General features: G+C 69.3%; 19 protein-coding genes. 8 read left to right on the top strand and 11 right to left on the bottom strand.

Annotation, left to right across the window (positions count from 1 at the left end):
- Position 1: 1 nt before the first annotated feature.
- The 4 genes from ACK5NO_RS00625 (at position 2) to ACK5NO_RS00610 (ending at position 6,449) form a co-directional block, all read left to right on the top strand.
- Positions 2-2,281 carry a glycoside hydrolase family 3 N-terminal domain-containing protein gene (locus tag ACK5NO_RS00625; protein WP_416810725.1) on the top strand — a complete coding sequence of 760 codons (2,280 nt, stop codon included), beginning with the start codon at positions 2-4 and terminating at the stop codon, positions 2,279-2,281.
- On the top strand, positions 2,278-3,564 hold the full coding sequence (locus tag ACK5NO_RS00620) for an endo-1,4-beta-xylanase (protein ID WP_416810724.1): 1,287 nt from the start codon (positions 2,278-2,280) through the stop codon (positions 3,562-3,564). The genes ACK5NO_RS00625 and ACK5NO_RS00620 overlap by 4 nt, the downstream gene beginning before the upstream one ends.
- A 125-nt stretch (positions 3,565-3,689) precedes the next feature.
- Positions 3,690-5,033, top strand: coding sequence for an anaerobic C4-dicarboxylate transporter family protein (locus tag ACK5NO_RS00615; RefSeq protein ID WP_416810723.1), 1,344 nt, complete (start codon positions 3,690-3,692; stop codon positions 5,031-5,033).
- Positions 5,034-5,102: 69 nt separating this feature from the next.
- Positions 5,103-6,449 carry a M20/M25/M40 family metallo-hydrolase gene (locus tag ACK5NO_RS00610; protein ID WP_416810722.1) on the top strand — a complete coding sequence of 449 codons (1,347 nt, stop codon included), beginning with the start codon at positions 5,103-5,105 and terminating at the stop codon, positions 6,447-6,449.
- Between the two features lie 133 nt (positions 6,450-6,582).
- Here ACK5NO_RS00610 and gatB read toward each other — a convergent pair whose 3' ends face one another.
- From gatB to ligA, 5 genes are all read right to left on the bottom strand, one after another.
- A complete protein-coding gene (gene gatB / locus ACK5NO_RS00605; protein ID WP_416810742.1) occupies positions 6,583-8,091 on the bottom strand; it encodes an Asp-tRNA(Asn)/Glu-tRNA(Gln) amidotransferase subunit GatB in 1,509 nt (502 codons plus the stop codon).
- Between the two features lie 5 nt (positions 8,092-8,096).
- Positions 8,097-9,611, bottom strand: a complete 1,515-nt coding sequence (gatA, locus tag ACK5NO_RS00600) for an Asp-tRNA(Asn)/Glu-tRNA(Gln) amidotransferase subunit GatA (RefSeq protein ID WP_416810721.1) — start codon at positions 9,609-9,611, stop codon at positions 8,097-8,099.
- Positions 9,611-9,910 (bottom strand): Asp-tRNA(Asn)/Glu-tRNA(Gln) amidotransferase subunit GatC, encoded by a 300-nt coding sequence (gatC, locus tag ACK5NO_RS00595; RefSeq protein WP_416810720.1) that lies wholly within the window; start codon positions 9,908-9,910, stop codon positions 9,611-9,613. The genes gatA and gatC overlap by 1 nt, the downstream gene beginning before the upstream one ends.
- A gap of 289 nt (positions 9,911-10,199) precedes the next feature.
- Positions 10,200-10,775, bottom strand: a complete 576-nt coding sequence (locus ACK5NO_RS00590) for a GNAT family N-acetyltransferase (RefSeq protein ID WP_416810719.1) — start codon at positions 10,773-10,775, stop codon at positions 10,200-10,202.
- Positions 10,776-10,854: 79 nt separating this feature from the next.
- A complete protein-coding gene (gene ligA / locus ACK5NO_RS00585; RefSeq protein ID WP_416810718.1) occupies positions 10,855-12,996 on the bottom strand; it encodes an NAD-dependent DNA ligase LigA in 2,142 nt (713 codons plus the stop codon).
- Between the two features lie 98 nt (positions 12,997-13,094).
- Here ligA and ACK5NO_RS00580 point away from each other — a divergent pair, with 98 nt between their 5' ends.
- Both ACK5NO_RS00580 and ACK5NO_RS00575 read left to right on the top strand, forming a co-directional pair.
- On the top strand, positions 13,095-13,979 hold the full coding sequence (locus ACK5NO_RS00580) for a M15 family metallopeptidase (protein WP_416810717.1): 885 nt from the start codon (positions 13,095-13,097) through the stop codon (positions 13,977-13,979).
- 6 nt (positions 13,980-13,985) lie between these two features.
- Positions 13,986-15,347 (top strand): 8-oxoguanine deaminase, encoded by a 1,362-nt coding sequence (locus tag ACK5NO_RS00575; RefSeq protein WP_416810716.1) that lies wholly within the window; start codon positions 13,986-13,988, stop codon positions 15,345-15,347.
- A gap of 68 nt (positions 15,348-15,415) precedes the next feature.
- Here ACK5NO_RS00575 and ACK5NO_RS00570 read toward each other — a convergent pair whose 3' ends face one another.
- The 4 genes from ACK5NO_RS00570 to ACK5NO_RS00555 are packed head-to-tail and all read right to left on the bottom strand — an operon-like array spanning position 15,416 to position 19,030.
- Positions 15,416-16,288, bottom strand: a complete 873-nt coding sequence (locus ACK5NO_RS00570; protein ID WP_416810715.1) for an ABC transporter permease — start codon at positions 16,286-16,288, stop codon at positions 15,416-15,418.
- Positions 16,285-17,076: an ABC transporter permease gene (locus tag ACK5NO_RS00565; protein WP_416810714.1), complete on the bottom strand. Its 792-nt coding sequence runs from the start codon at positions 17,074-17,076 to the stop codon at positions 16,285-16,287. Before ACK5NO_RS00565 ends, ACK5NO_RS00570 begins: the two co-directional genes overlap by 4 nt.
- Complete coding sequence (locus ACK5NO_RS00560) at positions 17,076-17,897, bottom strand: ABC transporter ATP-binding protein (RefSeq protein WP_416810713.1); 822 nt, start codon at positions 17,895-17,897, stop codon at positions 17,076-17,078. Before ACK5NO_RS00560 ends, ACK5NO_RS00565 begins: the two co-directional genes overlap by 1 nt.
- A gap of 20 nt (positions 17,898-17,917) precedes the next feature.
- Positions 17,918-19,030 carry an ABC transporter substrate-binding protein gene (locus tag ACK5NO_RS00555; protein WP_416810712.1) on the bottom strand — a complete coding sequence of 371 codons (1,113 nt, stop codon included), beginning with the start codon at positions 19,028-19,030 and terminating at the stop codon, positions 17,918-17,920.
- Between the two features lie 273 nt (positions 19,031-19,303).
- On the opposite strand from ACK5NO_RS00555, the gene ACK5NO_RS00550 reads away from it, so the two are divergent.
- Together ACK5NO_RS00550 and ACK5NO_RS00545 are read left to right on the top strand one after the other, a co-directional pair.
- On the top strand, positions 19,304-20,107 hold the full coding sequence (locus tag ACK5NO_RS00550) for an FAD binding domain-containing protein (RefSeq protein WP_416810711.1): 804 nt from the start codon (positions 19,304-19,306) through the stop codon (positions 20,105-20,107).
- Entirely contained in the window at positions 20,104-22,950 is a 2,847-nt protein-coding gene (locus ACK5NO_RS00545) for a molybdopterin-dependent oxidoreductase (RefSeq protein ID WP_416810710.1), read from the top strand. The genes ACK5NO_RS00550 and ACK5NO_RS00545 overlap by 4 nt, the downstream gene beginning before the upstream one ends.
- Positions 22,951-22,988: 38 nt before the next feature.
- On the opposite strand, the gene ACK5NO_RS00540 is transcribed toward ACK5NO_RS00545, so the two are convergent.
- Both ACK5NO_RS00540 and ACK5NO_RS00535 read right to left on the bottom strand, forming a co-directional pair.
- On the bottom strand, positions 22,989-23,987 hold the full coding sequence (locus ACK5NO_RS00540) for an XdhC family protein (protein WP_416810709.1): 999 nt from the start codon (positions 23,985-23,987) through the stop codon (positions 22,989-22,991).
- 46 nt (positions 23,988-24,033) lie between these two features.
- Complete coding sequence (locus ACK5NO_RS00535) at positions 24,034-25,140, bottom strand: DNA glycosylase AlkZ-like family protein (protein ID WP_416810708.1); 1,107 nt, start codon at positions 25,138-25,140, stop codon at positions 24,034-24,036.
- Positions 25,141-25,202: the final 62 nt, after the last annotated feature.

Raw genomic sequence — 25,202 nt, 5'->3', positions numbered from 1 at the left:
CATGCGCGACCAGCACATCAGCGCGCGCGTGCGCGCCATCCTCGCCGACCTCACGCTCGACGAGAAGCTCGCGCAGATCGTGGGCTTCTGGGAGGGAGAGGAGGGCGACTCCGTCGCCCCCTTGCAAGGAGAACTGCAAAGCACCGGCCGGTTGGACGATGCGATGGCTCACGGCCTCGGCCACCTCACCAGGGTCTATGGCACCAACCCCCACGACCCCGACGAGCGCGCGGCCTACTTGTGGAAGCGCCAGCGCGCGCTCGTCACGGGCACTCGCCCCGGCATCCCCGCGCTCGTCCACGAGGAGTGCCTCACCGGACTGTCGGCATGGAAGGCCGCGACGTTCCCCGCTCCCCCCGCGTGGGGCGCATCCTTCGATGACGACCTGGTGCACGAGATGGGCGCGCTCATTGGGCGCTCCATGAGCGAGCTCGGGGTCCACCAGGGCCTCGCGCCTGTGCTTGATGTCGTGCGCGACCCCCGCTGGGGCCGGGTCGAGGAGTGCATTGGCGAGGACCCGTACCTGGTGGGGGCCGTCGGCACCGCCTATGTGCGGGGCCTGCAGTCGGCAGGTGTCGATGCAACCCTCAAGCACTTTGTGGGCTACTCCGCCTCTCAGTCGGGACGCAACTTTGGGCCCGTGCACATGGGTCCGCGCGAGCTCGCCGACGTCATGCTCATCCCCTTCGAGATGGCCGTCATCGACGGCGAGGCCCACTCCGTCATGCACTCCTACACGGAGATCGACGGCGTGCCCGTGGCCGCCGACCCTCGCCTGCTCACGGACCTGCTGCGCCACTCCTGGGGCTTCGATGGCACCGTGGTCGCCGACTACTTCGGGGTGGCCTTCCTGCACCTGTTGCACGGCATCGCGGCCGATCACGCCGAGGCCGCCGGGCTCGCGCTCGAGGCTGGCGTGGACATCGAGTTGCCCACGGGCGACGCGTACCTTGCCCCGCTCAAGGCCGCCGTCGAGGACGGACGAGTCGACATCGCTCTTGTGGATCGCGCCGTCGCGAGGGCCTTGGCCCAGAAGGAGCGTCACGGCCTGCTCGACGCGACTTTCGACGACGCTCCGCCCACGGGGATCGACCTCGACTCCCCCGATCACAGGGACGTCGCCAGGCGCCTGGCTGAGGAGTCCGTGGTGCTGGTCAGCAACATTGGCACCTTGCCCTTGTGTGCGACGGATGCGTCGGTCTCCACCGCGGTCATTGGCCCCAACGCGGACCGCGCCGCGGCACTGTTTGGCTGCTACTCGTTTGCCAACCACGTGCTCGCTCAGCGTCCAGGCGTGGACCTAGGGTTCGAGGCACCCACGGTGCTTGAGGCCCTGCGTAGTGAGCTCGCGGGTCCCGTGACCTACGCCCATGGCTGCGCCGTGAACGACGACGACCGCTCCGGTTTCGCCGATGCGGTGGCCACCGCCGCTGCTGCCGACACTGCCGTGGTGGTCGTCGGCGACGACGCCGGCTTGTTCGGCCGCGGCACCTCCGGCGAGGGCTGCGACACGGACAGCCTCGAGCTCCCTGGCGTCCAACGAGCGCTGGTCGAGGCCATCCTCGACACGGGCACCCCCGTGGTGCTCGTGCTCACGACGGGACGTCCGTACGCGGTCGAGTGGGCCATCGAACGCTGCGCCGCCGTGGTGCAGGCGTTCTTCCCTGGCGAGGAGGGCGGTCCCGCGATCGCGGGAGTGCTGGCCGGTCGGGTGAACCCGTCGGGCCGGCTGCCGCTGTCGCTGCCGCGCTCCGTGGGGGCTCAGCCGTACACGTACCTGCACCCGCGTTTGGGTGGCGACAGCGATGTGACCAACCTGTCGTCGGCTCCCACCGCGCCGTTTGGTCACGGACTGTCCTACACGTCATTCGCCCACACCGAGTTGGCCGCCACTGACACCCCCACCGACGGCAGCATTGTCGTCTCGGTGACGGTGACCAACAGTGGCGACGTCGACGGCGACGAGGTGGTGCAGCTCTACGGCCACGACCTCCACGGCTCGATCACGCGTCCCGTGGCCCAACTCCTGGGCTACCGGCGCGTGCACCTGGAGGCGGGCGCGAGCGCCCGTGTCGAGCTGACGGTACCCACGACCCGCCTGGCCTTCACCGACCGCGACCTGGTGCGGATCGTCGAGCCGGGAGCCGTCGCGCTGTGGACCGGAGACTCGGCCACCCGTGCCACCGAGACCACCATCGAACTGACGGGCGAGGTGCACAGGGTGACCCGCGCATCGGCCCGCCTGACCACCAGCACCGTGGGACAGACCGCCCACGCATGATCGTGCCCGACCCCGCGTTCGCGACACAGCCGACCGTTCCCGCCGCCGCGCCCTTGACCCTCACCGGTCTCGAGCATCGGCGGGGCGGCGCGAGCGTACGGGTCGAGCATGCCGACGGGACTCCCGTCGCCGGCGCGTGCCTCACCGTCGAACAGGTGAGGCACGCGTTCGGGTTCGGCAATATCGGATTCGACCTGATCGACTGGGTCAACGGCGAGGACGACAGGGCTGCTCCGCTGCTCGCGCAGCAGCATCTAGACCTGTTCAACGCCGTCACCTTGCCGTTCTATTGGCGCGATTTCGAGCCTCGGCGCGGGTCACCCGCCACCGAGCGGCTGCTCGCGGCGGCCCGCTGGTTCGCCGAACGCGGCGTGCAGGTCAAGGGGCACACACTGCTGTGGCACACGCTCGCACCCACGTGGCTCCTGGACCTGTCTGACGCTCAAGCGGAGGCGGTGATGCGTGCCCGCATCTCCCGCGAGACCAGGGACTTCGCCGGCGTCGTGGACCAGTGGGACGCGATCAACGAGGCCGTGATCCTGCCCGTCTTCACCGCCGAGGCCAACGCCGTCACCCGGCTCGCCCGCGCCAAAGGCCGCGTCGAGATGGTGCGCATGGCCTTCGACGCCGCCCGCGACGGCGACCCCCACGCGCGGCTCGTCCTCAACGACTTTGACCTCAGTGAAGACTACGCACACCTCATCGAGGACTGCCTCAGTGCCGGCATCCAGATCGACGCCATCGGCCTCCAGACCCACATGCACCAGGGCTACCGCGGCGAGGAAGCCACCCTCGAGATCCTCGAGCGCTTCGCGAGGTTTGGCCTGCCGCTGCAGATGACAGAGACCACGCTTGTTTCCGGGCACCTGATGCCGCCCCACATCGTGGACCTCAACGACTACCAGGTGGATCACTGGCCCTCCACGCCTGACGGCGAGGCGCGCCAGGCCGACGACATCGTGCGGCACTATCGCACGCTCGTGGGCCATCCAGCCGTGGAATCGATCACCTATTGGGGCCTGACCGATGCGGGGGCCTGGCTGGGCGCGCCCGCAGGCTTGGTGCGTGCGGACGGTTCCCTCAAGCCCTCGTACGAGGCTCTCCACGCGCTCATCAAGGGCGAGTGGTGGCTCGCGCCGACCGAGGTGTGTACGGACGACTCCGGCACCTTTGACCTCACCGGATTTGCAGGCGAGTACCGCGTGAGCGGCCCCGACGGGCGAAGCGCGAGCGTCACGGTGGCGGCCGGGCGCGAGCAGCGCGTGAGCCTCACCCTCGCCTAGCCGGGGTCGCTACGGAGGCCGCTCGCGCATCGGCCCTCCGTTGCCTGGTTTCACCAGGCGCGATGCCTGCGCCGCGCGTAGTGTCATGACGTGGGCGCGCGACGCCCCGAGACCCGGGAGGCGGCGTGGACCTTGTCTTCATTCTTGAGGCAGTCGTGGTGTTGGCGGCGATCGTGCTCGGTACGCGGGCCAGCGGTATCGGCGTCGGCGTGTGGGGTGGCGTGGGCGTGTTCGTGCTCGTGTTCCTGTTTGGAGAGGCTCCCGGCGAGCCCCCTACCGCCGCTGTGGCGATCATCCTGGGGGTCGTGACCGCGGCCTCGCTCATGCAGGCCGCTGGCGGCATCGACTGGATGGTCGCGATGGCGGCACGTGTGATCGAGAGCCGGCCTCGCCAGATCACCGTGATCGCGCCGCTCGTCGCGTTCGGCTTCTGTGCAGGGGCCGGCACCGGCAATATCGTCTATCCCCTGCTCCCCGTGGTCTACGACGTGTCGTACCGCAACGGCATCCGACCCTCGCGACCGCTCACGGTGACGACAGTCCAGACGGGTATCGCGCTCGCAGCCTCGCCCGTGTCAGCAGCCATGGCCGCGATGCTGACCCTCACCGACGTGGCGCCGTACAACCTGGGACTCGGGCAGATCCTCATGATCACCTTCCCTGCGGTGGTCGGCGGCATTATCGTCACGTCGCTGGTCATGAACCACGTGGGCAAGGAACTCGCCGACGACCCCGAGGTGCAAGAGCGGATCGCGTCCGGTCAACTCGCGCCGCCCGATGCGGGTGGGACGTCTGCCGCCTCCGCGCTCCAATACACCTCGCGCGGCCGCAATGCCGCCCTCGCGTTCCTGGGATCCGTGCTGGTCATTGTCGCGCTGGGCTTGTTCCCCGACCTGCGCCCCTCGTACACCGTGGGCGGCGAGACCACCCAGATCGACATGACCGCGACCATCATCCTCGTCATGTTCGTGGCCAGCGCGATCATCATGTTCGTGGGCCGGCCCAAGATCGGCACCGTTCCCGACCAGTCGGTGTTCAAAGCCGGCCTCGTGTCCGGCATCGCGCTGTTCGGTATCGCGTGGCTGACCTCGACCTTCATCGAAGCGCACGAAGAGGCCATCGTCACGACCGTCGGCTCGTGGGTGACCGACTGGCGCTTCCTGTTCGCCGTCGCGGTCTTTGTGGTCGCCGCCATGACCACGAGCCAGTCGACTGCCACACGGACCATCGTGCCCATCGGCCTCGCCGCCGGACTGCCCGCCGGCGCCGTCACCGGCATGTGGGCCGGTGGCCTGGGCGGTGTGTACACGCTCCCGGCCAACGGCACCCAGATCGCCGCCGCGAACTTCGACCTCACCGGAACCACCAAACTGGGTACCAAGCTCGTCGATCACAGCTTCTTCTTGCCAATGCTCATCATGGCCGTCACGACCATGGTCATCGGCACCGCGATCGGCGCGTTCTTCTAACCCAGAAACCTGCGCAACCCACGTGTGCGGCACCGGACGCGTACGGCACCCGATGAAAGGAACCCAGCGATGACAGCATCGTCCCTGCCGGACAAGGTCAAGGCCCTCATGCCCGGCGTGATCGAGGACCTCAAGGAACTCATCTCGATCCCCTCCGTGTCCTTCCCCGGTCACCCCGAGGAGCCCGTGCACCGCATGGCGCAGCGCACGCTTGAGCTGTTCCAAGAGGCCGGATTCACCGACGCCAAGCTCGCCGAGGTGCCCTGGGGCTACCCGCCCATCTACGGCGAACTGCCCGGGCCCGCCGGCGCGCCCACCGTGCTGTTGTACGCGCACTACGACGTGCAGCCCGCACCCGAGTCGCAGGGGTGGACATCCGAGCCCTTCACGCCCACCGTCAAGGAGGACGGCCGCATTCACGGACGCGGCGCCGCCGACGACAAGAGCGGCCTCGCCACGCACCTGGGCATGCTGCGCGCCTTTGACGGCGCTCCGCCCGTGACGCTGCGGCTCATCGTCGAGGGCATGGAGGAGACGGAAAGCAACCTCGAGGAGTTTGTCGAGGCGCACCCCGACCTGTTCCAGTGCGACCTGTTCGTCATCTGCGACATGGGCAACCTGGTCTCCGGCGAGCCCGTCGTCACGACCGCACTGCGTGGAGACGTGTCGTGCATCGTGACCGTCTCGACCCTCGAGCACCCCCTGCACTCCGGCGTTTTCGGCGGCGCGGCACCCGACGCCATGATGGCGCTCGCCCGCCTGCTGTCCTCGCTGGTGGACGACGCGGGCGACGTCGCGATCGAGGGAGTCACCGGCGGCACCTGGGAGGGTGCGGTGCAGAGCGAGGAGGACTTCCGCGCCTCCGCAGACCTGCTGCCCGGCGTGTCCCTGATTGGCACCGGAACCGTGTCCGACCGGCTGTGGGCCAAGCCCTCGATCAACGCCATCGGTGTCGACACGGTGTCCGTGGCCAACGCCTCCAACGTGATCCACCCGCAGGCGGCCGCCAAGATCTCCATGCGCATCGTGCCTGGGACCAATCCCGAGGCCGAGCTCGACGCGCTCGTGCGCCACCTCGAGACCCACGCTCCGTGGGGCGCTCAGGTGGAGGTCAAGCGCATCAAGGCCGCACCGCCGTTCCGCGTCCCCACTGGCGGGCCGGCCGAGTCCATCGCGCGGGAAGCACTCGCCGAGGCCTTTGGCTCCGCCCCGTCCGAGGTGGGCTCCGGCGGCTCCATCCCGCTGCTGCAGACGCTTCACGAGGCCTGCCCCAGCGCGGAGTTCGTCTTGTGGGGGCCCGAGGACATGGCGCTGTCGCGCATTCACGCGTCCGACGAGTCCGTCGACCCCGCCGAGGTCGAGCGGATGGTGCTGACGCAGGCGCTGTTGCTCGAGAAGTTGGCGCAGCGCGACTAGCCCGGCGGGTGCGGCTCGGCTCTGCCCCTGCGCCGTCCTGATCCGGCACCGTCCTGCACGCACCTCCCCCTCAAACGCGACGCGGCCCCCGACCTGAACCAGGTCGGGGGCCGTCGCTCGTGCGCGGGTGAGGCTAGCCCTCGACCCCCGCGCGCTGCAGGATGATCTCGCGCACGCGGCCGGCGTCGGCCTGTCCACGGGTGGCCTTCATGACCGCGCCGACGATCGCGCCGACCGCCTGGATCTTGCCGTCCTGGATCTTGGCGAGCACGTCGGGCTGTGAGGCAAGCGCCTCATCGACGGCGGCCTCGAGAGCCGAATCGTCGGAGACAACCTCGAGACCACGTGCAGCCACGACCTCGGTGGGCGAACCCTCGCCTGCGAGCACGCCCTCAAGCGCCTGGCGGGCGAGCTTGTCGTTGATCTTGCCGCCGTCGACGAGTCCCTGGAGCTCCGCCACCTGGGCGGGCGTCACGGGCAGCGCAGCGAGCGTGACTTCGCGGTCATTGGCGGTGCGGGCCAGCTCGCCCATCCACCACTTGCGTGCGGCCTGGGCAGTGGCGCCCGCGGCGACGGTCGACGCGATCAGGTCGAGCGCATCGGCGTTGACAGCGTCACGCATCTCGAGGTCACTGAAGCCCCACTCGTCCTTGAGGCGCGCACGCATCTTGGCGGGGTGCTCGGGGATGGTGCCCCGCAGCTCCTCGACCCACGCGCGGCTGGGCTCGACGGGCAGCAAGTCGGGCTCGGGGAAGTAGCGGTAATCCTCCGCCTCCTCCTTCGAACGGCCGGGCGTGGTCGACGACGTGTCCTCGTGCCAGTGACGCGTCTCCTGCACCACGGGCTCGCCCGCGAGCAGCAGCTGCGCCTGGCGCGCGGCCTCGTGATGAATGGCCCGCTCGATGGCGCGCAGAGAGTTGACGTTCTTAGTCTCGGAGCGCTTGCCAAAGGGCACCGCGTCCTGGTCCTCGCCTGCCGCGGCGCGCGGGCGCAGCGACAGGTTGACGTCGGCACGGACCGAGCCCTGCTCCATGCGACCGTCCGAGATGCCGAGCGCCTTCACGATGTCGCGAATGGTTGCCACGTACGCACGAGCGACCTCGGCGGTGCGGGCGCCTGCGCCGGTGATGGGCTTGGTGACGATCTCGACCAGCGGCACGCCGCCACGGTTGTAGTCCACGAGCGAGTAGTCCGCGCCCTGGATGCCGCCGGTGCCACCCTTGTGGGTGTTCTTGCCGGCGTCCTCCTCGATGTGAGCGCGCTCGATGCCGATCGTGAAGACCTCGCCGTCATCCAGCACCACGTCGAGCGACCCCTCGTAGCAGGTGGGCTCGTCGTACTGGCTGATCTGGTAGTCCTTGGCCAGGTCCGGGTAGAAGTAGTTCTTGCGAGCGAACCGCGACGACTCGCGGATCGAGCACCCGAGTGACAGCCCCAGACGGATGGCCGACTCGACCGCCTTCTGGTTGGTCACCGGCATCGCGCCAGGCAGGCCCAAGCACACGGGGCACACCTGGGTGTTGGGCTCGGCGCCAAACTCGTTCGTGCAGCCGCAGAACATCTTGGTCTTCGTGTTGAGCTCGACGTGGACCTCGATGCCGAACACCGGGTCAAACTGCTCGCATGCCTGCTCGTAGGTCATGGCGGTCACTGGGAAACCTCCAACTCGGGGGCCTGCGCGGTCAAGGTGCCGCCCCATTCCTCTGCGAGCGCCTTCTCCAGCGCAGCGCCGATGCGGTACAGCCTCGCGTCTTCGTGCGCGGGGGCGAGAATCTGGAAGCCCGTCGGAAGCCCGTCCTCGGGCGCAACGCCTGCGGGGAGCGACATGCCGGGGATACCCGCCAGGTTGGCGGGGATGGTGGCAACGTCGTTGAGGTACATGGCTAGCGGGTCGTCCAGACGCTCACCCAACTTGAAGGGTGTGGTGGGCGTCGTGGGGCTGACCAGCACATCGGCCTGCTCGAAAGCGGCGGCGAAGTCGCGCTGGATGAGCGTGCGAACCTTCTGAGCCGAGCCGTAGTAGGCGTCGTAGTAGCCGGCGCTCAGAGCGTAGGTGCCCAGGATGATGCGGCGCTTGACCTCGTCGCCAAAGCCCTCGGCGCGGGTCGCGCCCATGGTCTTCTCGACGGTGGCCTTCTCGACGCGCAGCCCAAAGCGGACGGAATCGAACTTCGCCAGGTTGGAGCTCGCCTCCGACGGCAGGATCAAGTAGTACGCCGCGAGGGCGTACTCGAAGGACGGGCAGGAGACCTCGACGATCTCGGCGCCGAGCGCCTTGAGCTTGTCGAGTCCCTCGGTGAAGCGCTGCTCCACGCCGGCCTGGTAGCCCTCGCCCGACAGTTCCTTGATGACGCCGATGCGCACGCCGGTCAGGTCCTGCTCGCGGCCCTGGCGGGCGGCGTCGACGCAGGAGGGCACTGGCTCGTCGAGGCTCGTGGCGTCCATCGGGTCGTGTCCGCCCATGACCTCATGGAGGTAGGCGGCATCCTCGACGGTGCGCGCACACGGGCCGAGCTGGTCGAGCGACGAGGCCAGCGCGATCGCGCCGTAGCGCGAAACGCCTCCGTAGGTGGGCTTGACGCCGACGGTGCCGGTCACCGAGGCGGGCTGGCGGATCGAGCCACCCGTGTCGGAGCCGATCGCGAGCGGCGCCTCCCACGCGGCAAGGCTTGCGGCGCTACCGCCGCCAGAGCCGCCGGGGATGCGCTCGAGGTCCCAGGGGTTGCGCGTGGGGCCGAATCCCGAGTGCTCGGTCGAGGAGCCCATCGCGAACTCGTCCATGTTGGTCTTGCCCAGAATGGGCATGCGGGCCTCGCGGATCTTGCGGGTAACCGTCGCGTCATACGGCGGAATCCAGCCCTCAAGGATGCGCGAGCCGGCCGTGGTCGGCAGTCCCTGGGTGACCAGGATGTCCTTCACGGCGATGGGCACACCGGCGAGTGCGGGTAGGTCCTCTCCGTTGGCGCGGGCCTCGTCGACCTCGCGGGCGGTCGCGAGCGCACCCTCGGCGTCGACGTGCAGGAACGCGTGTACGTCCGCGTCCACGGCGGCGATGCGGTCCAGGTGGGCCTGGGTGATCTCGACCGAGGTGGCCTCGCCGGCCTGCATGGCGGCGGCCATCTGTGCGGCGGTGGCGCGGGTCCAGTCCTTGACGTCGCTCATCACGCCTCCTCTCCCAGGATCTGGGGCACGCGGAAGCGGCCCTCTTCTGCCTCCGGCGCACCCGACAGGGCGTCTGCCTGGCTGAGCGAAGGACGGACCTCGTCCTCGCGGTGCACGTTGCTCATGGGGATCGGGTGGCTCGTCGCGGGCACGTCCTGGCCTGCAACCTCAGCGACCTTCGCCACCGAGTCCACGATCGCGGCGAGCTGGCCGGACAGCCGGTCCAGGTCCTCGTCCGTCATGTCGATACGGGCTAGCGCCGCGAGGCGCGCCACGTCTGCGCGTTCAAGGGATGACATGGGCAGAAGTCTAGTGGCGCGACGCCCCACCCTTTCCGGGTTCGCGTAGACCTGGCCCACTTTTGACGCTCACGTGCGCGCAGCGCGTAGGACAGGGCCACGAGCGCGGCGTCGTCAGCCGCGCACGCGAGCACGGCGTCGTCAGCCGCGCACACGAGCACGCAGGCCGGCTGCGGCGCTACGCGCGCCTGTGGCCCTCATCTACGCGTAGGGCGCGCCGCAGACCCAGAAGTGGGCGACACCTACGCGAACCAGGGGTCAGGAAGGGGCGGGCGGGTTCGAGAACCGCTCAGGGCTCCCAGGAGTAGCCGAGCAGCCTGATGGTGGTGCCGAGCCGCTCGGCCTTCTGGGCCTCGTCCGGCCCCAAGCGGTCGACGGTGCCATCTTCATTGTCGAGAACGATCCAGTCGAGATCCTCACGGCGCACGAACCCCATGCGCTCGTACAGCCGATGCGCGACGTGCATGCTCTCCATGGTCGACAGCACCACCCGGGCCGCTCCACGCTCAACCGCCAAGTCCATGGCGGCCTGCGTGAGTTTCGCGCCAATGCCCCGGCCGCGCTCGATGGGCGACACCGCAAGCATGCGCAGTTCGTACTCGTCGCCACTGGCCAGTTCCGACAGCCCGGACCCCGGCGGCACCAGGGTGATGGTGCCCTGCACTGGACCGGATCCGTCCTCGCCGTCAACGAGGATCAGTAGTTCGGCCTCTTGGGCGCGCGCGTGCGCGTCCCTCAACTGAGGAATGTAGGGGTGTGCCTGGTCCACCAGTCCGTCTGCCAGATAGGCAAGCGCGGTGAGCTGTCCAATCTCGGTGAGCCTGCTGGACTCGCTGGGATCGACGCTGCGAATGGTCTCGGCCATGGTTCTCCTTCGGGTGTCCACGGTCGTAGGGCTTGACTCACCCTAACGCAGGCGCATCGCGCCGTCTCGGCTTGGGCGCTCAGCCCTCGAATGCGGCCGGGCCCCTCTCGATGAGCCGCTCGAACTGCTCCTCGCTCAGCATGGGCACTCCCAACGCCTCTGCCTTCGCGGCCTTCGACCCCGCACCCGCTCCCACCACCACATAGTGCGTGTTTTTGGACACGGACGACGCTGCCTTGCCCCCGCGCGAGATGATCGCTTCCTTCACGGAATCCCGGGTAAAGCGCTCGAGCGACCCCGTCGCGACGATGGTGAGGCCCTCGAGAGTGCGCTCAACGGACTCGTCACGCTCGTCCGCCATGCGCACCCCAGCGGTCGCCCACGCGTCAACGATCTCGACGTGCCAGTCGACCTCGAACCAGGCGCGCACGGACTCGGCGATCACCGGTCCCACACCCTCGACGGCTGCGAGTTCCTCTTGTCTCGCCGCACGGATCGCGTCCATCGACTCAAATGCCGTCGCGAGCGCGCGGGAGGCCGTAGGCCCCACGTGGCGAATGGACAGCGACACGATCACGCGCCACAACGGCTGTGAGCGTGCCGCGTCCAGGTTGGCGAGCAGCTTGCGGCCGTTTTCTGCGACGTCGCCGGCCTTGCGCCCCGCGACCCCAGCCTCGGCCTGCTTGCGAGTGAGCTTCTCGTCGACGTCGTACACGAACATCGGCACTCGACGCAGGTCCTCGTCGCTCAGGTCGAACAGCCGCGCCTCGTTCTCGAGCACGCCGGATTCGACCAACGCACCAGCGGCCTTCTCCCCCAGCACCTCGACGTCGAATGCTCCGCGCGAGCCGATGAACGCGATGCGGTCGATGATCTGCGCGGGGCATGCTCGCGCGTTGGGGCAGCGCAGGTCCTTGTCACCTTCCTTCTGCTCCGCCAGCGGCGTGCCGCACGACGGGCAGTTTTCGGGCATGACCCATTCGCGCTCCGCGCCGGTGCGTGCGGCGACCACGGGCCCCACGATCTCGGGAATCACATCCCCCGCTTTGCGCAGCACCACCGTGTCGCCGATGAGCACACCCTTGCGAGCGACCTCGTGCCGGTTGTGCAGCGTCGCGTAGGTCACGGTCGACCCGGCAACCGTCACCGATGTCATCACGCCATACGGCGTCACGCGTCCCGTGCGTCCGACGTCCACGCGGATGTCTTCGAGGACGGTATGGACCTCCTCAGGCGGGAACTTGTAGGCAAGCGCCCACCGCGGCGCGCGCGACGTCGAGCCCAGTTCGGCCTGGACAGCACGATCATCGACCTTGAGCACGGCACCATCGATCTCGTGGACCAGGTCGTGACGCTTGGCCTCGAGGTCGGCCAGGTATGCCTCGATCGCGGGCACTCCGCTGAGCACCGCCGACAACTCGCTCACGGGCAGACCCCAGTCCGCGAGCATGCGGTAGATCCCCGATTGGCGCGTCACCCGCGGGTCGGGCTCAGTGTCCCCCCACGCGAGGGCACCCAGGGCGTAGGTCGTCACGGCGAGAGGCCGCTGGGCGGTCACGCCGGAGTCCTTCTGGCGCAGCGAGCCCGCGGCCGTGTTGCGTGGGTTGGCATACGGTGCCTTGCCCTCCGCCAACAACGCCTCGTTGAGCCGCTCAAACGCCTCCACCGGAAGGTAGACCTCTCCGCGCACCTCGACGAGCGAGGGCAGCGCCTGCCCAGTGAGCCGATGCGGTAGCCCGGCGATGGTCAGCACGTTCGCCGTCACGTCCTCACCGGTGGTGCCGTCGCCCCGCGTGACACCGCGTACGAGTACGCCATCCTCATAGGTCAGCGAGATCGACAGGCCGTCGATCTTGGGCTCGCACACAATCTCGAGTTCGCCGGCCTCCTTGCCCACGCGCGCGAGCCATGCTGAGACGTCCTCCAGCGAGAACGCGTTGTCCAGGCTCATCATGCGCTCGCGGTGCTGGACCGAAGCAAACCCGGTCTCTCCCCGCGCCGCGCCTACGACCTGAGTAGGAGAGTCAGGTTCGACCAGCTCAGGATGCGCCGCTTCGAGGTCGCGTAGTTCCTGCTCGAGCACGTCGTACTGAGAGTCGGAAATGGTGGGGGCATCGTCCCCGTAGTACCTGGCCCGATGCTCCTCGACCTCCTGCACCAAGTGCTGGTGGCGCGCGCGGGGGTCGGTGCCGTCTGCCGGGGGTACGGGAGTTTCGCTCACGTCCCTATCTCACCACGCACCACCGACAACGTGCCGCCAAGCCCCAGCCCGCGCATCGGCCCTATCGCGGTGTCACACGGCCCCCCTATCCTGAATCGGTGCGCCCCGTCCTCACCGTGTCCCTGACCCTCGCCGTGCTGACGCTGACCGGCTGCTCCCTGATGGGCTCGGAGCCCCGGGCGACGGTGACGGCGACGGCCACCGTCGTCGCCACCCCAGAACCGTCCCCGGTGCCCGCGGTCACGGTGACCGCACAGGCCGCTGACGACCCCACGTACGACCGGCCGCTATGGCTGGGGCAGGTACCCCTCGCGTTGGGCGACAACAATCTGGGCGTGCGTGATGACACCCCGAGCGAACTTGAGGACCGCCAGTTGGAGCCGCGCGACTGGCTTCCCGACCCGACCACGGATGACTGGTTCGCCGACATTCAGATGGACGTGCCCGACGACATTCGTGACCGCTCGTCGTGGGAGAAGAACTGCCCGGTCCACATCGACGACCTCGCGTACATCGTGATTCCGTACTGGGGCTTTGACCAGCAGGTTCACACCGGCGAGATGCTCGTGCACGAGGACTACGCCGAGGATATCGCCGGCGCCTTTGAGAAGATCTTCGCCGCGCAGTTCCCCATCGAGGAGATGCGGGTGATCTCGCGTGAAGAGCGCGACTCCCCCACCACCGGCGACCACAACGTGACCTCGGCATTCACGTGCCGGCTCGTGGTGGGCAGGGCTACCGTGTGGAGCGAGCACGCCTACGGCAAGGCCGTCGACATCAACCCCTTCCATAATCCGTTCCACAAGAACGATGAGCTGTTCCCCGAACTGTCAGAGGCCTACCTGGACCGCGACTGGGTGCGCGAGGGCATGATCGACGAGGCCTCGGTGGTCCACGCCGCGTTCACCAGCATCGGCTGGGGATGGGGCGGCGACTGGACGGGCCGCGAAGACTGGATGCACTTCTCGGTCACGGGAAAGTAGGACACCATGACCCACACGGTCATCGACGGCGCATACGTCGTCACGGTCGATGCACACGGCACCGAGCACGCCCAGGGCCACGTGGTGCTCCGCGACGGACGCATCGCGTCGGTGGGCGCTGGCCGCGCTCCGCGTGAGGTCATCGACGGCGCCGCCGAGGTGATTTCGGGCACCGGGCTGCTGGTCACGCCGGGCCTCATCAACACTCACCACCACCTCTACCAGTGGCTGACCAGGGGCTACGCACAGGACTCGATCCTGTTCGACTGGCTCGTCTCCTTGTATCCCGCGTGGTCGCGTATCGACGCGGACCTGGTGGGCGACGGCGCACTGGGCGCGATGGCCGTGCTGGCCCGGTCCGGTTGCACCACCGTGGGCGATCACCACTACGTGTTCCCCCGTGGCGGCGGCGACATCGTCGGTTCGATCGTCAATGCCGCGAGCACGCTCGGTGTGCGCCTGCACGCCACTCGCGGCTCGATGGACCTGGGCGCCTCGGACGGCGGGCTGCCTCCGGATTTTGCGGTCGAGAGCACGGCCGATGCGCTGGCGGCCTCGGGCGAGGCCGTCACCACCTACGACGACTCGTCATTCGAATCGATGGTGCGAGTCGCGATCGCCCCGTGCTCGCCGTTCTCGGTGACCGCAGACCTCTTGCGCGAGTCGGCCGACTTGGCGCGCTCGCTCGGCGTGCGCCTGCACACCCACGGTGCTGAGACCGTCGAGGAAGAGGCGTATTGCCGCGAGCGCTTTGGCATGTCGCCCACGGACTACCTGGAATCCGTGGGGTGGCTGGGCTCCGACGTGTGGATGGCGCACTGCGTGCACCTGTCCGGCGCTGATATCGACCGCTTTGCCGCCACCGGCACAGGAGTGGCCCACTGTCCCTCGTCGAACGGGCGCCTCGCGGCGGGCATCGCGCCCGTGCGCGACATGCTGCGCGCGGGCGTCCCCGTGGGCCTGGGGGTCGACGGCGCCGCGTCCAACGAATCGGGCCAGTTGGGCACCGAGGTTCGCGCCGCCGTCCTCGCCGCGCGCCTACGCGACGGGGCCGATGCGCTCAGCGGCCGGGATGCGCTGCGCATCGCCACCATGGGTGGCGCGCAGGTGTTGGGTCGCGCCGATCAGATCGGCTCGCTTGAGCCGGGCAAGCTCGCCGACCTCGCCCTGTGGCGGATCGACGGCGTGGAGCACGCCGGCATCGCAGACCCCGTCGCTGCACTAGGGCTAGGCGCGATGCCTCCCCTGGCGCGCCTCATCGTCCAGGGCCGCACCGTCGTCGAGGATGGCGCCTTGGTGAGGGTCGACGAGGCGGACGTGGCCGCGCGGGTGACCCGCGCATCGGCCGTGCTGCAATCCCGCCTCTAGCCCTCCCCTCTCCCCTCCCTTCCCTCCCTTGCCGAGAAAATGGATCCATTTGATGGGAAGGGGGAGGGTCAGGCGCGCCGCGACGGATGCATGCCCATGCGGGCCAGCACCGTGTTCTCGACCACGGCCACGAGGTTGTAGAGCACGAGCGAGACGGCCGTGACGACCACCACTGACGCCCACATCTCGTTGAAGCGAGCCTGCGCGTAGTAGCCGTAGATGATGCCGCCGATCCCGCCGCCGGTCGCGAGCCACTCCGCGAGCAGCGCTCCCGTGATCGCGCCGGGCACGGACATGCGCACGGCCGCGAAGAACGCGGGCAGGGAGGCGGGGAAGGCAACCTTGCGCAGCGCGGTGGAGCTCCCTCCCCCGTACACCTTGACCACGTCGAGCATCTGCGGCGAGGCAGACTTCAGCCCAAACGCGATGGTCACGAGCGCGGGGAACAGCACCACGATCCCGCCCATCACCGCGGTGGTCCAGAACCCACGTCCGAACACGAGGATGATCACCGGCGCGAACGCGATGAGCGGCACGGTGCGCAGCAGCAACGCGATGGGCATGAGGGCGGCCTCGACGCCCTTGGACAGCTGGAACACCACGGCAATCGCCGTCGCGCCCACGAGCCCCGCGACGAACCCCACGACCGCGTCACGCATGGTGATCGCGAGGTTGGCGGAGATCTCGGCGCGGTTGTCGGCGGCGTCGGGCGCCGTGACCAAGAACCGCCACACATCGACCGGGCCCTTCGCGACAAACGGCGACAGGTCGAACGCGATGAGCGCTCCCTGCCACAGCACGAGTACCAGCGCGAGCGTGCCCACGAAGGTCGCGAGCGAACTGAGCAACGCACGCCGGGTCGCGCGCCGCGTGTCGGCGGCGGCCTTGGCCGCGAGTTCGACCCCCGATGCGTTGTCGCGCACCACGACGGCGGCGCTCATGCCGCCACACCTCGCGCCCATGGCGCCGTCATGCGCGTCAGCAAGCCCATCGCGAGGTATGCGCACAGCGCAACCAGCCCCGAGGCGACCGCGAGTGCCCACAGGCGAGGAGCGTTGAGGGACTGCTGTGCCACGACCATCGCGGGGCCCACTCCCACCTCGACCTTGCCCATGTATTCGCCGAGGATTGCGCCGAGGAAGGCCGCGGGCACGGCGATTTGCAGGGCGTTGAGCACGGCAGGCAGCGCGGCGACCACGCGTACCTTGCGCAGTTGAGTGAAGCGCCCGCCGCCGTAGACGCTCACCACATCAAGCGCGGCGGCGTCAGCGGACTTGAGCCCCAGCAGCGCCCCCACCACCGTGGTGAAGAACACACACATCCCTGCGAGGAAGGCTGCGGTGGCGGAGGGCTTGCCCGGTTCGGGAAGGCCCAGGATCAGCAACAGGAGCGGGCCGATCGCGACGATGGGGATGCAGTAGGAGATCACCGCGAGCTGCATCACGACGCCCTCGAGGCGAGGCACCACGAGCACGAGCGCCGCGAGCGCCAGGGCGAGCCCGTTGCCCCACAGGTAGCCCTGCGCCGCCTCCGCGAGCGTGATCGAGAAGTTGTTCCAGTAGAACGACCACCCCGACTCGCCGTAGCTCGAGACCACCTCGCCTGGCGTCGGGATGCCCGCGGCGGCGCCCTTGTTGGCCTGAGCGGCCACGGCGATGACCCACCACGCTCCCACGAGCGTGAGGGCTCCCGCGAGCGCGGACACCCACGTGGGCAGCGGCCTCACCATCAGTCGTCCTCCGCCGCTGCGCCGCCCGCACCGAACAACAGGTCCGATGCGTGGTCCACATAGGCGTGGAACTCCGGCGAGCGCTGGATGTCAGGAGTGCGCGGTCGCGGCAGGTCGATGTCGATAATCTCCTTGACCCGTCCGGGCCGTGGGCTCATCACCGCCACCTGGTCGGCAAGAAAGATCGCCTCAGTGATGCCGTGCGTCACCAGCAGGGTGGTCGCGGGCTTGGCGGCGAGGATGCGCATGAGTTCGAGGTTGAGTTTCTGGCGCGTCATGTCGTCGAGCGCGCCGAACGGCTCATCGAGCAGCAGGACCGAGGGCCGCAGCACGAGCGCCCTCGCGATCGACACGCGCTGGCGCATGCCGCCCGACAGTTGCGCGGGCTTGGCCTTCTCGAAGCCGGTGAGGCCCACGAGCGCGATGAGTTCGGCGATGTAGTCGTCGTCGACCTTCACTCCCGCGACCTCGAAGGGCAGGCGGATGTTCTTGTACACCGAGCGCCATGGCAGCAGGGCGGAATCCTGGAAGGCGATCCCCAACTCGTTGTAGGCGCGTAGATCCTCGGGGGTGCGGCCGTCCACGCGAATGGTGCCGCTCGTGGGCTGCTCGAGCCCCGCGAGCATGCGCAGGATGGTGGACTTGCCGCAGCCGGACGGCCCCAGCAACGCAAGCAGCGACCCTTGGTCGGTCTGCAGGCTCGTGTCTTGCAACGCCACCACCGAGCCGGAGCGGGTCGAGAACACCTTGGACAGGTTGTCGATGTGCAGGCCGGTGCCCAGGGTCTCGCCCTGGACACCGGCCTTTGTCACAGCAGTCACGTGGCGTCAGTCCGTCACGCTCAGCCCGCGTAGTCCACGAGCTCGGGGTAGGCCTCGTACACCTCTGCCAGCAGGCTCATGTCGAACAGCTGGTCAGCGGTCACGGTGATGCCCGCGCCGGCAAGCGACGCGATGGTCTCGCTCTGGAGCGCGTCGGAGATGGTGAACAGACCGTTCGCGGCCGTCTCGTCGGACACCACGAGCTTCTCGGCCTGCGTGGTGGCACCCAGCGCCGACACCTCGGGGATCAGGCCCAGGTCTGCGCCGTACTCCTCGACGGCCAGGCGCGAGCCCTCTGCGGGGTCGAGCACCGCATCGGTCCAGCCCTTGATCTCCGCAACCAGGAAGGCCTTGAGCATCTCGCGGTCGCTCGCGATGGCCTCGTCGGTCACCGTGAAGGTCTCGGCCACGAACGGCAGTCCGTTGTCGGCGAAAGGCAGGTTCGCGGTCGCGTGGCCCTCGTGTTCGAGGATGAGCGCCTCGTTGGTGAGGTAGGCGATAAAGCCGTCGACGTCACCGTTGACCAGCGGCGTGGGGTCGTACTCGACCGGCACGATCTCGACGTCGGTCTCGGTCAGGCCGTTGGCGGCCAGCAGCGCGAGGAACAGCGAGGTGTTGGACGCCTGGACGCCGATGCGCTTGCCGACCATGTCCTCGGGCGTGAGGATGTTGCCGCCATCTGCCAGGGACAGCACCGTAAAGGGGTTCTTCTGGTAGGTCGCGCCAATGATCTTCAGCGGCGCACCCTCGTTGCCGATCGCGGAACCAATAGACACCGCGTCCGACAGCGCGACGTCGACCTGGCCGGAGACCAGTTCGGCGACACCCGTCGACGGTCCGGGCACCAGGTTCACGGCGCCAAAGCCGGCCTCCGTGAAGTAGCCCTTCGAGTCGGCGAAGAACTCTCCGGCGAACTCCTCGTTCTTGATCCAGGACAGCTGAACCGTGATGTCGCCGTAGTCGGGCGCCTCTTCGGTCGCGGCGGTCGTCGGCGCGGCGGAGTCGGTGCCCGCAGGCTCCTCTGGCTCCGGGTCCGACGAGCAAGCGGCGAGCGTGAGCGCCGCGGCGGTGGCTGCAGCAGCCATCGCCAAGGTGCGTGCTTTGGACCCGAAGGCCTCAGCGAGCAAAGACATGGGTTCTCCTCCCGTGGATGTGACACGCGCCGGCCATCCCGGCACGCGGTGCCTGACTCGCCGTCGTCGCCGAGCTCCCCTCAGCGGGGGCGTCACATCGGTGGACATTACGGTCGGGTTGTTTCGCCTGTATCGCCCCTGGTGTTTCGCGGCCGTTAATTGTTGAAGAAATGGCGAGGGGCACGGTCTGAGGCGTGGCAAGGTCGTCCCAGAGGGCCATCAAGTCGGCCGATGCGGTGGCTGGCTTGGCCCGGGGAGAGGACAGTGGTGAGGGTGGACCTGGCAGCAGTGCAGACGATGCGGGTGGCACGCTCGCGCGCCGACCTCGCCCTGGCTCCTGGGGAGACATACCTGGCAGGTGGCACATGGCTGTACTCCGAGCGGCAACCTGACGTCACCGGACTCGTTGATCTGTCGGGGCTGGGGTGGGACGAACTGGAGCTGACGTCAGAGGGCGACCTGCGCATCGGCTCGATGACGACCATCGCGACACTTGAAGCGTGGGGTACCTCTTCGCCCGCCCCGGCGGCGGCGTTATTTGAGCAATGTGCGCAATCATTGCTGGCGAGTTTCAAAGTGCGCACAGCGGCCAGCGTGGGCGGCAATATTGCCAAGGGGTTCGCCGCCGGTGCGATGATCGCGTTGGGGGCAACGCTCGATGCGACGGCCGTGGTGTGGAAGCCGGATGGGACCGACCTGCGAGTGCCTGTCACGGCCCTCCCGACCGGCAACGGCACCACCTGCCTGGGCGACGGCGAGGTGCTCAGGCAGGTCGAGATCCCCGCGTATGCTCTCGCGGCGCGCACCGCGCATCGGCGCATCGCGCTAGCCGAGCACGGCCGCTCGGGGGCCCTACTCACGGGGCGTCGCGACGAGGACGGCACCAGCGTATTGGTGATCACCGCGGCAACCTCCGTGCCCGTGGTGCTGCGCTACGAAGGCGTGCCTTCCGTGGCGACCGTGAGGGCCGATGCGCTCGCCGCGCCCGGGTACTACACGGACCCCTTGGGCTCGGCCGACTGGCGACGGTCGGTGTCGGCAACTCTGCTCGCCGAGGTCGCGCAGGAGCTCGCATGAGAGTCGACGGTCGCGAGGTCGCGGGCGAGCCGGAGCCCGGGCAGTGTTTGCGCACCTACCTGCGCGCGGCGGGCGCGACCGAGATCAAGAAGGGCTGCGACTCGGGCGACTGCGGAGCCTGCACAGTGCTGCTTGACGGACAGCCGGTGCATTCGTGCATCACCCCTGCGCAACGCGCGCTGGGGCGCTCCGTGACCACTGCCGGCGGGCTCGCCCCTGACGACGACCTCCACCCCGTGCAGCAGGCACTCGTGGACCACTTTGGGTTCCAGTGCGGGTTCTGCACGCCGGGCATGGCGGTGACGGCGTCGGCCCTCACCGAAACGCAGCTGGAGGACTTGCCGCGGACCATGCGCGGCAACCTGTGCCGCTGCACCGGGTATCGCGCGATCGAGCAGTCCATCAGGCACGGCGTGTGTGGCTCCGGGTTGGCGTGCGGCGGCTGTGCCCGGTCAGCGGGCGACGCGGGTATCACGCTCGCGCCTGGGGGCGGCAATCGCGTCGAGACGGGTATCAACCGGGAGGGCGGCGTGGGGACGGGCGGCGTGGAGACGGGCGGCGTGGGGACCTCCGCATCGCCCGCTCCCGCGCGCCGAATCGTGCAGGGGCGCGAGCCCTTCACCTTCGACGAGGTCCCCGCCGGTCTGGCCCACCTGAGCGTGCTGGGCTCGCCCCATGCGCACGCGCGGGTGCTGCGCATCGACACGAGCAGGGCGCTCGGGCTTGAGGGCGTGATCGCAGTGCTCACTCACGAGGAGGTGCCGGCGGTGCGCTTCTCGACCGCGCGGCACGAGCACCGCGAGGACGACCCCGATGACACCTTGGTCATCGACGACACGATGCGGTTCGTGGGCCAGCGCGTCGCCGTGGTGGTCGCCGAAACCAAGCGCGTCGCGGACCTCGCGACGGCCCTGATCGATGTCGAGTACGAGGTCTTGCCAGCGGTGCTCGACCCCGAGGAGGCTCGCTCCCCTGGTGCACCGCTGCTGCACCCCGACCGCACCGCCACCGACCGTGTCGCGGACGCCTCGCGCAACGTCGTGGCCCAGGTTCACACGGGCGTGGGCGACGTCGAAGCCGCGCTGGCCGCGTCGGCGGTCACGACGAGCGGCACGTGGCGCACCTCGCGCGTGACCCACGCCCAGCTCGAGACCCACGGCTCGATCGCGTGGGTCGCCGACGACGGCCGCCTCACCGTCCGCACCAGCTCGCAGGTGCCGTTCTTGGTGCGCGACGAGCTCGCCCGCATTCTGGGGCGCGAGCGCGACAGCGTCAGGGTGTTCACGGCCCGCGTGGGTGGGGGCTTTGGTGGCAAGCAAGAGATCTTCACCGAGGACATCGCCGCCGTCGCCGCCCTCGCGACAGGGCGCCCCGTCGCCTACGAGATGACGCGCGAAGAGGAGTTCGTGCGCACCGCGGTGCGCCACCCGTTCAGGGTGTCCGTGCGCGCGGGGGCCGACCACGAGGGACGTCTCACCGCGCTCGCCATGGACGTGCTGAGCGACACCGGCGCCTACGGCAACCACGCGATCGGCGTCATGCTCCACGGCTGCTCCGAGTCGTTGGCCGTGTACCGATGCCCCGTGACCAGGCTCGACGCGGAGTCGGTCTACACCAACAACGTGCCCTCGGGGGCCTTCCGCGGGTACGGCTTGGGCCAGGTGATCTTCGGCATCGAGTCGGCGCTCGACGAACTCGCGCTCCAACTCGGCCTCGACCCCTTCGAGATGCGCCGCCTCAACGCGGCGCGACCGGGCGACCCGTTCATGGTCGCGGGTCAGCCGGAGGACGACCTCGCATTCGGCTCGTTTGGGCTCGACGAGTGTCTTGACCTCGCTCGCACGGCACTGGCCGGGCCCGACGATGTCCCCGCTCCCGCGGGCTGGGCCGTGGGCGAAGGCGTGGCTGCGTCGATGATCGCCACTGTCCCGCCGCGAGGGCACCGCTCCGTCGCGACCGTCACGCTCGACGGCACAGGGGCGGTGCGCCTCGAGGTCGGCACGGCCGAGTTCGGCAATGGTGCGGTCACGGTCCACACCCAGATTGCGGCCGATGCGCTGGGAGTGCCTCGCTCGCGCGTCACCATCGCCCACGGTGACACCGACCTGGCCGAGCACGACACGGGAGCGTTTGGCTCGACGGGCATCACGGTGGCGGGCAAGGCCGTTCATCGCGCGGCGCTGGCGCTGCGGGAGGCACTCCTGGCGAGTGCGGCTCAGGCCCTAGGCACTGATCCGACCGCATGCGTCGTCGGCGCCGACGGCGTGAACGGTCCGGACGGGGCGAGCCACACCTGGGGCGAGGTCATTGCGGGCCTGGGGCTGGCGCATCGGCGCGGCAAACAGGCGGTGGCGAGCGCCGACCTCGATCAGCGCGAGCGATCCGTGGCGTACAACGTCCAGGCGTTCCGCGTCGCGGTGCGGCGCGAGACGGGCGAGGTGCGGATCCTGCGGTCGGTGCATGCGGCCGATGCTGGCACTGTCATGAACCCCGAGCAGTGCCGAGGCCAGGTGGAGGGCGGCGTCGCGCAAGGCATCGGGTCGGCGCTCTATGAAGAGGTGCTGATCGACTCCGATGGCGCGGTGTCCAATGCCGCCTTCCGCCAGTACCGGGTTCCGCAGATGGCGGACGTGCCGTTCACCCACGTGCTGTTCGCGGACACCTCGGATGCGCTGGGGCCCATGGGCGCGAAGTCGATGTCGGAGTCGCCGTACAACCCGGTGGCGCCCGCGCTCGCCAACGCGATTCGCCGCGCCGTGGGCGTGCGGCCGCACGAGCTCCCTATGACGCGCGAGCGGGTGTGGCGGCTGACCTCCGGCACCCCGCGCCCTGGTGGGACATGAATGTCACCAACCGGCCCTGATGTGACACCCATGTCCCACTAGGGCGCAGCCGGAAGCGGGTGGCGCGCGTGTATGGTCCCCGCCGTCTCGCTCAGGCGCGGCGCTCCCCACGCGCCACGCGAATCGGCGACCACTTCCGCCACGATCGAGATGGCCGTCTCGGCGGGGGTGACGGCGCCCAGATCGAGGCCGATGGGGCTGCGCAGCCGGGCGAGCGCGGCCTGCCCCACGCCCGCCTGGCGCAGTAGCTCGCGCCTGCGTGCATCGGTGCGCCGCGACCCCATCGCCCCCACGTAGCCCGCAGGGGACGCGAGTGCCGCGATGAGCGCGGGGATGTCAAAGCGCTCCTCGTGTGTGAGCACGCAGATGGCGTCCTCCTGGCCGATGCGCGTGGAGGCCACGTACTCCCCCGGCCAGGCGCGGATCACCTCGTGCGCGGCCGGGTGGCGCTCGGCGGTCGCGAAGGCAGGGCGGGCGTCCACCACCGTCACGCGATAGCCGAGCGGCCGGGCAGCGACGGCGAGCGCGGCCGCGTAGTCGACGGCCCCCACGATGACGAGGCGGGGCGCTCGGGGCCGCACCAGGTACAGGGTGTCGCCTTCCAGGCGGGTGTCGCCGCCGGGCGTCGGGGTCGCAGCGACCGCGCCGTCGGTGAGGGAGATGTCGAGTCCCGCCGCGCGCCCGTCGGCTGCGGCGCGCAGCTGTTCGCGCACGTCCGCGTCTGCAGGGTTGACCACGGTGGCGACCACCGTGAGGTGACCGCCACATGACAGCCCGGCCGCGAGCGCATCGGCGTCGGAAAGCCCCAGCGTGGAACGGGGTGCACCCGCCCCGCGCAGGGCGGCCAGCGCGAGCTCGTAGGCCTCGGATTCGACGCACCCGCCGGAGATTGCGCCCATCACGCGTTCGTCATCCGTGACCGCCATCGCGGAGCCCACGGCCCTGGGCGCGGAGCCATGGACGGCCGCGACCGTGACGACGGCGACACGGTGACCAGCGGCGAGGGCAGCCTCCACCTCGCGGGCGATGTCGAGCATTCTCGCAGTGTAAGAGCGGGGTGTTTCGCCTGCATTGCGGCAGTGGTCAGCCCAGGTGAACGTCCTCACCCATGGCGTGGCCGAGCCGGGCGAGCGCCTTCTCGAGCGCTGCCGCGTCCGGCCGAGCCGCCCCCTCGAACGTGTCGACCGTCACGACACCCGACGTGACTTTCCACGTGCCCGCGGCGACCCCGCCGTCGACGAGCAGGTTCGCTCCCCTGCTGATCTCGCTGCGCCGCGCGGTCGGTACCACGGTGGCGTCGGCCGTGCCGGGGCCCAGCACCCACTGGTCGTGGCCCGCGAGGAGTGCCACGTCATCACCCGTCTGCGTCGCCGCGAGGTCATCCGCGTGCTCCGCAAGTGCATGGCGCGGCTGCCCGTCGACGTCGACCTCGACGACTTCCTCGCCCAGGGCCGCGATCCACGCGCCGATGCGCTTGGCACTCACGCCGAGCCCCTCGCCTAGCCAGTACTTGAGCCGGGCGTCGTCGGCGGGACCGTAGGCCTGTAGATACGCGGTGATCGCGGCAGGGCCGGCCTCGTCAAGTGGCGGGATCCCTTGCCACCCCGGCAGGGTGTCCGGTCGCTGGAAGGCGACGGCGCCATACCCGGGCGGAGCGAAACACAGGTCGCCCTGCCACGCGAAGGGCTTGAGGAGCGTCTGCGAGTCGTCGCTCAGCCCAGCCCTCAGGTGCGCGAAGCGGGGCGTTGCTGTCACGGCGTCCACGAGCGAGTCCCTGGTCAGCGGCCCGTCCGCGAGAGCCTCGCGCACGGCGGCGCGCAGATCGGGCCAATCGGTCGCCTCCAGTTGGTAGTACGACCGCCACGACGCTCGCTCCCACATGCGACTCGAGGCGCGCAGCGCCATCGGTATCCCCGCGTGGGCGGGAGTCATCAGGTGCGTGGTGCCGCGGTACGCGTACGTCTTCAGAATCCGGCCGTCGCGACGTGCGGCGGCCAGGTCCGCATCGGCCGTCTGGTCGAGCCGCACACCGATCGCGATCTGCGGATCTCCCGAGAACGCCGGCACGGCGGTCAGCCGCTCAACCACATGCTCAACGGACGTGCCGCGAGCACCGTCGCCGGTCAAGAAGTGGCGATCAAGACGCCATGCGAGCGCCTGCGCCAACGTGATCCGCACTGGGGAGGACATGCTCAAAGTCTAGGAATAACGCGACCGACTGTCACCGATATGTCACGCGCGCGCAACACGAT

Source organism: Demequina sp. (genome assembly GCF_047975725.1).
In the GTDB taxonomy this organism is placed as follows: Bacteria; Actinomycetota; Actinomycetes; order Actinomycetales; family Demequinaceae; genus Demequina.
Note: the sequence above shows the minus strand (reverse complement) of the source record. Positions and strands in the feature narration are given on the sequence as shown.

Coding starts and splice junctions, on each gene's coding strand:
- ACK5NO_RS00575 (WP_416810716.1), top strand. CDS start 13,986: ATGACCCACACGGTCATCGACGGCGCATACGTCGTCACGGTCGATGCA.
- ACK5NO_RS00565 (WP_416810714.1), bottom strand. CDS start 17,076: ATGGTGAGGCCGCTGCCCACGTGGGTGTCCGCGCTCGCGGGAGCCCTC.
- gatA (WP_416810721.1), bottom strand. CDS start 9,611: ATGAGCGACGTCAAGGACTGGACCCGCGCCACCGCCGCACAGATGGCC.
- ACK5NO_RS00535 (WP_416810708.1), bottom strand. CDS start 25,140: ATGTCCTCCCCAGTGCGGATCACGTTGGCGCAGGCGCTCGCATGGCGT.
- ACK5NO_RS00590 (WP_416810719.1), bottom strand. CDS start 10,775: ATGGCCGAGACCATTCGCAGCGTCGATCCCAGCGAGTCCAGCAGGCTC.
- ACK5NO_RS00610 (WP_416810722.1), top strand. CDS start 5,103: ATGACAGCATCGTCCCTGCCGGACAAGGTCAAGGCCCTCATGCCCGGC.
- ACK5NO_RS00625 (WP_416810725.1), top strand. CDS start 2: ATGCGCGACCAGCACATCAGCGCGCGCGTGCGCGCCATCCTCGCCGAC.
- ACK5NO_RS00570 (WP_416810715.1), bottom strand. CDS start 16,288: ATGAGCGCCGCCGTCGTGGTGCGCGACAACGCATCGGGGGTCGAACTC.
- ACK5NO_RS00545 (WP_416810710.1), top strand. CDS start 20,104: ATGAGAGTCGACGGTCGCGAGGTCGCGGGCGAGCCGGAGCCCGGGCAG.
- ACK5NO_RS00620 (WP_416810724.1), top strand. CDS start 2,278: ATGATCGTGCCCGACCCCGCGTTCGCGACACAGCCGACCGTTCCCGCC.
- ACK5NO_RS00540 (WP_416810709.1), bottom strand. CDS start 23,987: ATGCTCGACATCGCCCGCGAGGTGGAGGCTGCCCTCGCCGCTGGTCAC.
- gatB (WP_416810742.1), bottom strand. CDS start 8,091: ATGACCTACGAGCAGGCATGCGAGCAGTTTGACCCGGTGTTCGGCATC.
- ACK5NO_RS00555 (WP_416810712.1), bottom strand. CDS start 19,030: ATGTCTTTGCTCGCTGAGGCCTTCGGGTCCAAAGCACGCACCTTGGCG.
- gatC (WP_416810720.1), bottom strand. CDS start 9,910: ATGTCATCCCTTGAACGCGCAGACGTGGCGCGCCTCGCGGCGCTAGCC.